Raw genomic sequence first — 8,910 nt, 5'->3', positions numbered from 1 at the left:
TCCGACCGTTGGGGTCGCGCCGAGCGCTCCCGGCGCCCCGAACGCCATGGGGGCGCCCTCGGCTCCCCGCGATCCCGGGGCGAAGTGGATGCCGCCTGCCTCCGCTCAGCCGGATGCGTCGGCGGACGAAGCGGCGCCGCAGGCGAGCTTGGGCGACGCCCAAGGAGGGGCTATTTAGCCCAAAGTGACTCGTCGTGCAAGAGCAGTGCGCAAATGTGATGTAATAGACAGATGTTTCTGTTGTGTCAATTTCCCCCCGGGTGAGCTGCGACGATGGTTGCTCGGAGCGTGTGCGCGCCGTGGCCACGGGGCCTGCGAGGCCCCGTGGCCATTGGTATTTCGCGGATTCTGCGCTACTGTGAAGGTGTAGTGATACACACGCTGATGACACGACGTGGTGAGCGAGGAAGGAGGCCGATGGGTGTGTGCAGGTCCAGCAGACACGGGAGCGGCCGACGCGCTCACGCCCCCGAAGTATCGACGCAGTGGCGCGTCATGAACGATGGATATGAGTAGGGGAAGCATCATGAGCTGGCTATGGCGGGCGGATGCCGACGGTGGAACCGACGGCGAGGATGCGTCGCGCCGCGCCGAATCGGCGGACGATATCCGCTCTGATATGGGACAATGGAAAAGTAGTAGCGCAACGTCGGCGGAAGGAATCGCCACGGGTAACTCGGAGTTTGAGGCCAATCGTTTCGATATGGTCCGGCCTATCACGCAGGAGCGACTGGGGCTCCTCTTCGATTCTGAGGGCTGGGCTTGGCGTATCGATAACGATGGAGACCTGTGCGGGCTGTGGGAGGGGCATCTGTTCTGCTTCCGCTTCCTCGGCGATTCTCGCGAGGTGCTTTCGATCGTCGCGTTCATGAAGCAGCTCGTTCCTCTTGAGTACGGGGATGACCTGCGCGACTTCCTGCAGGCGTGGCACGGGGAGTTCCTGTGGCCCAAGGCCTACGTGGCGGAGCAGCTTGAGGGTGATCGTGTCGTCGCCGAGGTGAATGGCGACTACGAGTACGGTGCGACGGATGCGCAGCTGGTGCAGCAGGTCATGTGCGCGTTGGCGACGACGCTCCAGCTGTTCCGTGCGCTCGAGGAGCGCTACGGGGTTGAGGATTCGGATAGTTCTGGTCCGGCTGATGGGCATCAGCGCGGCTTCGGCGGTCCCGCCTGGCTTCCCGAGGACTGAGTTGCGGCCTCGTTCATAAATTTTAAGTTGAGTGGAATAGACTCAACTTTGGGTTCGTTGTGTTCACCAGAGGCGCCGAGAACGGTCGGCGCGACACGTATGAACCATTTGGAGGAACGATCTCATGGCACGTGAGATGACAACGAAGGCGCAGGAAGCCGTCGCTTCCGCGCTCCAGTCCGCCTCGGCGGCTGGAAACCCGCAGGTCGAACCCATCCACCTGCTGCAGGCCCTCATCGAGCAGCGCGAAGGCATCGCCCTGTCCCTGCTCGAGGCCGTGGGCGCGGACGCGCGCGCGATCGGCGCGCGCACCCGTAACGCCCTCGTGGCCCTGCCGAGCGCCCAGGGTGCGTCCGCCGGCTCCGCCCAGGCCTCGCGCGCACTGCTCGCCGCCGTCCAGGAGGCCGACCGCCTCGCGGAGCAGTCGGGCGACCAGTACGTCTCGACTGAGCACCTGCTCATCGCGCTGGCCGCCTCGGACACTGAGGCGGGGCGCATCCTGACTCAGGGAGGGGCCACGGCCGACGCGCTGCGCGCTGCCCTGGCCCAGCTGCGACCCGAGCCGATCACCTCGGCGGACCCCGAAGGCTCTTTCGAGGCCCTGTCGAAGTACGGCCGCGACCTGACCGAGGTCGCACGCGAAGGAAAGCTCGACCCTGTCATTGGACGCGACAACGAGATCCGCCGCGTCGTCCAGGTCCTGTCCCGGCGCACGAAGAATAACCCGGTCCTCATCGGCGAGCCCGGCGTCGGCAAGACTGCCGTCGTCGAGGGTCTGGCCCAGCGCATCGTCGCCGGTGACGTCCCCGAGTCCCTGCGCGACAAGCGCCTGATCTCGCTGGACGTCTCCTCGATGGTCGCGGGAGCCAAGTATCGCGGCGAGTTCGAAGAGCGCCTGAAGGCCGTCCTCGCTGAGATCGCTCGCTCGGACGGGCAGATCATTACCTTCATCGACGAGCTGCACACGGTTGTCGGTGCGGGCGGCGGCTCCGAGGGAGCGATGGACGCGGGCAACATGCTCAAGCCCATGCTCGCCCGTGGTGAGCTGCGCATGGTGGGTGCCACCACGCTCGACGAGTACCGCGAGAACATCGAGAAGGATCCGGCGCTCGAGCGCCGCTTCCAGCAGGTCTTCGTCGGTGAGCCCTCCGTCGAGGACACGGTCGCGATCCTGCGCGGCATCGCTCCGAAGTACGAGGCTCACCACAAGGTGACGATCTCGGACGGTGCGCTCGTGGCCGCCGCGACCCTGTCGAATCGTTACATCACGGGGCGTCAGCTGCCGGACAAGGCGATCGACCTGATCGACGAGGCCGCCTCGCGTCTGCGTATGGAGCTCGACTCCTCCCCGGTGGAGATCGACGAGCTGCGCCGCAGCGTGGACCGCCTGCGCATGGAGGAGTCCTACCTGACCGAGTCCGACCCGGAGGGCCTCGACGAGGCGACCCAGGATCGCCTGAGTAAGCTTCGCGCAGACCTGGCGGACCGTGAGGAGCAGCTGCGCGCCCTCACCGCGCGCTGGGAGGCCGAGAAGGCCGGCCATAACCGTGTGGGTGACCTGCGTGTCCAGCTCGACACGCTGCGCACTCAGCTCGAACTCGCCGTGCGCGAGGGGCGCTGGGAGGAAGCCGGTCGTCTGCAGAACGGCGAGATTCCCGCCGTCGAGCGCCAGATCGCCGAGGCGGAAACGCAGGCGGAGGCCCAAGATGCTCGCAGCGACGAAGAGCCCATGATCGCGGAGAAGGTTGGTCCGGCCGAGATCGCCGAGGTCATTGAGGCGTGGACGGGAATTCCCACGGGTAAACTCCTGCAAACTGAGACCGACAAGCTCCTCCACATGGAGGCCGAGCTGGGCAAGCGCCTGATCGGGCAGAAGGACGCCGTGCGCGCCGTGTCGGACGCCGTTCGACGTTCCCGCGCGGGGCTGTCGGATCCGAATCGTCCGACCGGTTCCTTCCTGTTCCTGGGGCCCACGGGCGTGGGTAAGACCGAGCTGGCTAAGTCACTCGCGGAGTTCCTCTTCGACGACGAGCGCGCCATGGTGCGTATCGACATGTCCGAGTACTCCGAGAAGCACTCGGTCGCCCGCTTGGTGGGTGCCCCTCCGGGGTATGTCGGCTATGAGCAGGGTGGACAGCTGACCGAGGCTGTGCGTCGTCGGCCGTATTCCGTGGTCCTCCTGGACGAAGTGGAGAAAGCTGACCCTGAGATTTTCGACATTCTTCTCCAGGTTCTCGATGATGGGCGTCTCACCGACGGGCAGGGGCGCACGGTTGACTTCCGGAACACGATCCTGATCCTCACGTCGAACCTGGGTTCCCAGTTCCTGTCGGATCCTGATTTGACAGCAGAGGGTAAGAGGGATGCCGTGATGTCTGTCGTGCGGGCGAGTTTCCGGCCTGAATTCCTCAATAGGTTGGATGAGACTGTCATGTTTGACGCTTTGTCCCGCGAAAATCTTGGAGAGATCGTTGACCTTCTGGTTGCATCGCTCCAGGCGCGGCTGCGTGATCGAAGGATAAACTTGACAGTTAGTGAACCTGCTCGCGGTTGGCTAGCCCGAACGGGCTACGATCCCGCTTTTGGCGCGCGTCCGCTCCGCCGCTTGATTCAGCGCGAGATCGGCGATCGGCTGGCCGTGTTGCTGCTTGGTGGCGACGTGCAGGACGGTCAGAATGTGACAGTTGACATTAATGGATCGTTCGACGGGCTTGTCATGAATGTTGATAAACCCTGAGATTGCGCGCTACACTGAATACCAGTGTGTATTTCGGACTAGCGGTATGTGACGTCCGCAACAGCAGGAGATGATATGACAACCCAGAGGAAGGCCCGTGGAGCCTATTCCGTAGGACAGGCGACGCGTGAATCCATCCTCTCGGCAGCGATGGTCCTCATTGCAGAGCGAGGCTACAACGGCTTCTCTCTGCGCGACCTCGGCCGTCGAGTCGGTATTTCGCACCCCGCCGTCGTCTATCACTTCCCTTCCAAGGAAGCGATCCTGCGCAGCGCGATCCAGCGTCACGAAGAGATGAACGCGCTCTTCGACGTCACCATTAATGACGAGGCGGAGGGCGGCTTCGACGAGGGTGGCATCACCGCCGGGTCCTTCGTCGAGTGGGCGGTCGGCGAGATGCGCTTCGCCATGAAGCCCGGCGCCGACGCGGCCATCGCCCTGGACTGTGTCCTGTGGGCTGAGTCCTCCTCGGAGGCGCACCCCGCTCACGCGCACTACAAGTACCGCACGCAGCAGATGGAGGAAGCTCTGACCGTCATGATTCAGAACTTCGTCGACGAGGAGGGTGCTGACATCGGCACCACGCCTCGCACGCTGGCGAAGATTCTGATTCGTTACTGGTACGGCTCCGTCGTGTCGGCTCGTTACAACGACGAGCCCATCGACGCTCGCGAGTTCGTCGCGGACTTCCTGGCCGTGTGTGTGCAGCTCCTGCACCTGCCCGCCCACTACGTCCTCCAGCTCGGGGCCTCGGTTCCCGAGGAGGTTGCCGAAGTCTACGCGCGCACGCTGCGCAAGATCAGCGAAAAGACCACGGCGGCCGCTGAAGCTGCGCCCGCCCCGGAGGCCACCGCGTGATCGGCCCCCTGCCGTCCTTCGATGTCGCCCTCGTCCTTCGTGTCGGGGGCGACATCGTCTATTCGCATGGCGACGTCGATCGCGTCTTTCCGCTCGCCTCGGTGACCAAGCCGATTGTCGCGTGGTCTGCGCTCGTCGCCGTCGACCGGGGGCTCGTGGGCCTCGATGATCCGGCGGGCCCCGAGGGGTCGACGGTTCGTCACCTGCTCGCCCATGCCTCGGGACTGCCCTTCGAGGGGCGACGCCCCGTCGCGGCTCCCGAGAAGCGCCGGATCTACTCGAACGAGGGCTTCGATATTCTCGGCGAGGTCCTTGAAGTCGCGACCGGCGTAGGCGTCGCCCAATGGGTGCGCGAGGCAGTTTTTGAGCCGCTCGGCATGGTGTCGGCCGATATTCCTGGCAGCCCCGCGCACGCGGGTGTCGCGTCGGCGATGGACGTGAGCCTCTTCGGCGCGGAGCTCGCGCGTCCGACCCTGGTGAGCGCGCCGCTGGCAGCCCTCGCCGGCCTGTCCCAGTTTCCTGCGCTCGCCGGAGTTACGCCCGGCTACGGGCGTTTCACCCCCTGCCCGTGGGGCCTCGGCGTGGAGATTCGCGGCGAGAAGTCGCCGCACTGGACCGCCCCCGATGCCTCCCCTCGTACCATCGGGCACTTCGGTCAATCCGGCTCCTTCGTGTGGGCGGACCGCGACCTTCGGGCCGCCGCCGCCTTCGTCGGTGCGGAGCCTTTCGGGGCGTGGCATCGCGACAACTGGTCGGCCCTCAACTCGGAGCTGTTGCGCCTCGCGCGCGAGCGAGCCTGAGCGCGAGGGACCGAGGCCTGGGCGCAGACCCAGGCCTCGACCTGTACTGGCGGACTGAGCGCTGCCGGCGCCGCGTCGCGTGTCAGTCGACGTCGACGATGACGGGCACGTGGTCGGAGGCGCCCTTGCCCTTGCGCTCGTCGCGGTCGATCTGCGCGCCGCTCACGCGCGCCGCCAGCGCGGGCGAGCAGTAGACGAAGTCGATGCGCATCCCCTGGTTCTTCGGGAAGCGCAGCTTCTGGTAGTCCCAGTAGGTGTAGTTCGTGACGCGGCCTCGCGTGACCTCGACCCAACCGTCCGCGGCGAAGGCGGCGAAGGCCTCGCGCTCGGGGGCCGAGACGTGGGTGGAGCCCTCGAAGACGCTCATGTCCCACACGTCCTCGTCCAGGGGTGCGACGTTCCAGTCACCGACCAGGGCGATGTGGGCTGTGGGGTCCTTGAGCCAGCCGCGCCCTTGTTCGGCGAGGTTTGCGAGCCACTGGAGCTTGTAGGCGTAGTGCGCGTGCGTAAGCTCGCGGCCGTTGGGCACGTACAGGCTCCAGATCGTCATCGACGAGGCCTGCCCATCCTGGGAGGGGAGGGTGTCGGTCGTGTCGATGGTGACGCCGAGCGCGCGGGCCTCGACGACGGGCGGTTCGCCGAAGGTGGGCTGGGTGGGGAAGTGGTCCTGCACCTCGAGGATCGGCAGGCGCGAGGCGACGGCGACGCCGTTCCACTGGTTGAGACCGTGGATGGCAACGTGGTAGCCGGCCGCCTCGAAGGGCTCGACGGGGAACTGGTCGGGGCGGCACTTGATTTCCTGCATGGCCAGCACGTCCGTGCCAGAGCGCTCCAGAAAAGCGATGACGCGGTCGACGCGCGTGCGGATGGAGTTGACGTTCCAGGTCGCGAATCTCATGGGTGTGAGCCTATCGGTGGGTCGGGGGAGTGGCTGCATGAAACACGCGTGAAACATGCGCGATGGGTGTGAGTTGTGTGAGGCTTTATTTAGAGTGATAATGATTCTCACCTGCAACATAGCTAGAAAAGGCACCCGAATGTCATACCTGCGACGCATCAGTACAGCGGCGCTCGCTCTCTTCCTGGCCCTGACCCCCGCCGCTGCGTGGGCCGGACCCGACCAGGACAAGGAATGGATCGTCACCGGACAACACGTCGATGCACCCATCCCCGTCTGGCACGACGACACCAACAGCTTCTCGCTCAACACCATCAACATGCCGATGGAGAAGACCGCCCTGTGGATCCCGAAGGCCTGGACCGGCACCGGCGAAAAGGACGAGGCCAAGTCGCAGCTCGTCGTCCCCGCCGGCCGAGCCGACCTGTCATTCCTCGGCGCCGAGGGCACCGTCCTCAGCGCCGCGCCCCAGAACCCCGGCCCCGGCAACACGCCCATCTGGGCTGGCCTGGGCGCCGGCGAGATCGGCGACACCGACAAGTTCGAGGGTGAGACCTACACCCTCGACCTCATCAGCGTCGATGGCCCGGGGCGCATGGAGATGTTCATCGACAACGGAGACAGCGTCAACCGTTTCCTCTCCAGCCATGACACCGCCTACCGCAGCGTCTACAACCCCCGCCACACGCACCTGTACACGACCTTCACGCAGCCCGGCCGCTACGTCGCGAACTACAAGATGACTGCGCGCAGCGCCGACGGGAGTGCCATCTACTCCTCGCCGATCACCCCGCTGGTCTGGCAGGTCGGCGGCGCGAACCCCGCTGACGGCACCATCAAGGACATCGAGGCCGCCTACAACTCCGCCCGCGCCGAGCGCGCGGACGGCAACGCCGCCGCCCCGACGCTCACCCTGTCTCACCACGCGGAGCGCGCCCACCCCGGCGACAACCACCTCACCGACATCACGATCGACACGGGCGTCGCCACCGATAGCGGGCGCGCATGGATCACCGTCAACGGCTACTTCCTGACCGAGGCCGTCGTCGAAGGCGGCCGCGCGACCGTCTCCGAGCTCCTGGGCGCCGACGCAGCCGCGGTCCAGGCGATCTACATCCCCGGCGACTCCGCCTCGGCACGCTGGATCTCCCAGCCCGCCCAGTACTCTCAAAAGGACACCGAGCCAGTGACGGTTGGTGGAGGCGACACGATCCTCGGCCCCTCCAACCCGGATCCTGCGCCCGTGTGGAACCCCGACCACCTGCCCGTCTCCTCGCGCCGCGTCGACGTCTCCTACGACCTCGTTCCCGGTACGACCGACCAGTACACGGCCACCGTGCGCGCGGCAGACCCGACTCTGCGCGCCACCTACAAGATCGAATTCCTCGAATCCAAGTACGACTTCAGCCCCTGGTGCTCCATGGAGGGCACCCTCGGAGCGGGCGGCGTAGATACGAAGAAGCAGGACCTTGGCGTATGCCAGTCCGACCCCATGTACATGCGCGTCATCCTGCGCCCCCACCCCCTCTCCGACGCTGTCATGACCGTCGCTGACGCCTCCGACGTCACCGTCGGGGAGCACGTCGGCCTCACCGCCATGCTCAAGATGCGCGACGGCGTCGCCGCCCCCGAGGAGCCGGAACCCGCTCCGAACCCGACGCCCGCGCCTGCTCCAGCGCCCGATAACGGCGGAAACGACGCGACGCCGGACCCGGCCTCGTCCCTGCTCTCCGACCCCGTCGAGATCGCGCGAGGCCACCTGGACGTGCGCCTGACCCAGGCGACCGGTGAGAACGGAACCACCTACGGGCTCGCCGTCAAGGATGACTCCTTGACCAACGCGCGCACCTCCGTGCTGCGCACCCTGGGATCGACCACCCTGGCGGTCGCCCCCAACGCGCGCTTCGTGCGCCCCGCGTCCCTGTCCGGCCCGAGCTACGACGTGCTCGGGCCGGTGGGTGCGGCCACCTACGTGCTCCCCGAGACGCAGAACAGCGACATCGTGTGGCCCGGCCTGTCCACCGAGGGCATCGACTACGCGGCCCTGCCCGAGGGTGCCGACCTGACCCTGCATCTTGCGCAGGCCCCCGCCGGTGCGCGGGTCGCATTCTTCCAGGGCGGCACCTTCGGTGCAGGCGCGAAAGTCCACTTCGACTCCACCAAGGGCGACGGCGTGGTCCACACGACCGAGGCCACTCATATGCACGGCAACTGGGTGTTTTCCGCGCCCGGCACCTACCGCATCGAGGTCGGGGCCCGAAGTGGCGAGCGCGTGCTGGCCGAGCCGCAGAGCTTCACAGTGATTGTGCGCGGCGGACATCATGAGCAGCCCGCGCCCACCCCGGGTGACGAGCCTGTGCCGACTCCCTCGCCCGGGCCCGCCCCCACGCCCGAACCCGAGCCCACCCCGGCGCCCGCCCCGACGGTT

6 protein-coding genes are annotated in these 8,910 nt (G+C 66.4%); 5 read left to right on the top strand and 1 reads right to left on the bottom strand.

Annotated features, from left to right (window positions below; all coding sequences use genetic code 11):
* Nucleotides 1-526 precede the first annotated feature (526 nt).
* The 4 genes from HMPREF1138_RS00100 to HMPREF1138_RS00085 all read left to right on the top strand — a co-directional run bounded on the left by HMPREF1138_RS00100 (nucleotide 527) and on the right by HMPREF1138_RS00085 (nucleotide 5,584).
* Nucleotides 527-1,189 (top strand): YbjN domain-containing protein, encoded by a 663-nt coding sequence (locus HMPREF1138_RS00100; RefSeq protein ID WP_050981211.1) that lies wholly within the window; start codon nucleotides 527-529, stop codon nucleotides 1,187-1,189.
* 124 nt (nucleotides 1,190-1,313) lie between these two features.
* A complete protein-coding gene (gene clpB / locus HMPREF1138_RS00095) occupies nucleotides 1,314-3,926 on the top strand; it encodes an ATP-dependent chaperone ClpB (RefSeq protein WP_009054984.1) in 2,613 nt (870 codons plus the stop codon).
* Between the two features lie 75 nt (nucleotides 3,927-4,001).
* Nucleotides 4,002-4,784 carry a TetR/AcrR family transcriptional regulator gene (locus HMPREF1138_RS00090; protein ID WP_039936202.1) on the top strand — a complete coding sequence of 261 codons (783 nt, stop codon included), beginning with the start codon at nucleotides 4,002-4,004 and terminating at the stop codon, nucleotides 4,782-4,784.
* Nucleotides 4,781-5,584 (top strand): serine hydrolase domain-containing protein, encoded by an 804-nt coding sequence (locus HMPREF1138_RS00085; RefSeq protein ID WP_009054992.1) that lies wholly within the window; start codon nucleotides 4,781-4,783, stop codon nucleotides 5,582-5,584. Before HMPREF1138_RS00090 ends, HMPREF1138_RS00085 begins: the two co-directional genes overlap by 4 nt.
* Nucleotides 5,585-5,666: 82 nt before the next feature.
* On the opposite strand, the gene HMPREF1138_RS00080 is transcribed toward HMPREF1138_RS00085, so the two are convergent.
* Nucleotides 5,667-6,482: an exodeoxyribonuclease III gene (locus tag HMPREF1138_RS00080; RefSeq protein WP_009054989.1), complete on the bottom strand. Its 816-nt coding sequence runs from the start codon at nucleotides 6,480-6,482 to the stop codon at nucleotides 5,667-5,669.
* Nucleotides 6,483-6,621: 139 nt separating this feature from the next.
* Between HMPREF1138_RS00080 and HMPREF1138_RS00075 the strand changes: the two genes are divergently transcribed.
* Nucleotides 6,622-8,910, top strand: a 2,289-nt coding sequence (locus tag HMPREF1138_RS00075; RefSeq protein WP_009054995.1) for a choice-of-anchor M domain-containing protein, incomplete at its 3' end; no start/stop codon positions are given.

Origin of the sequence: Actinomyces sp. ICM58 (genome assembly GCF_000283035.1) — a bacterium.
Lineage (GTDB): Bacteria > Actinomycetota > Actinomycetes > Actinomycetales > Actinomycetaceae > Pauljensenia.
Note: the sequence above shows the minus strand (reverse complement) of the source record. Positions and strands in the feature narration are given on the sequence as shown.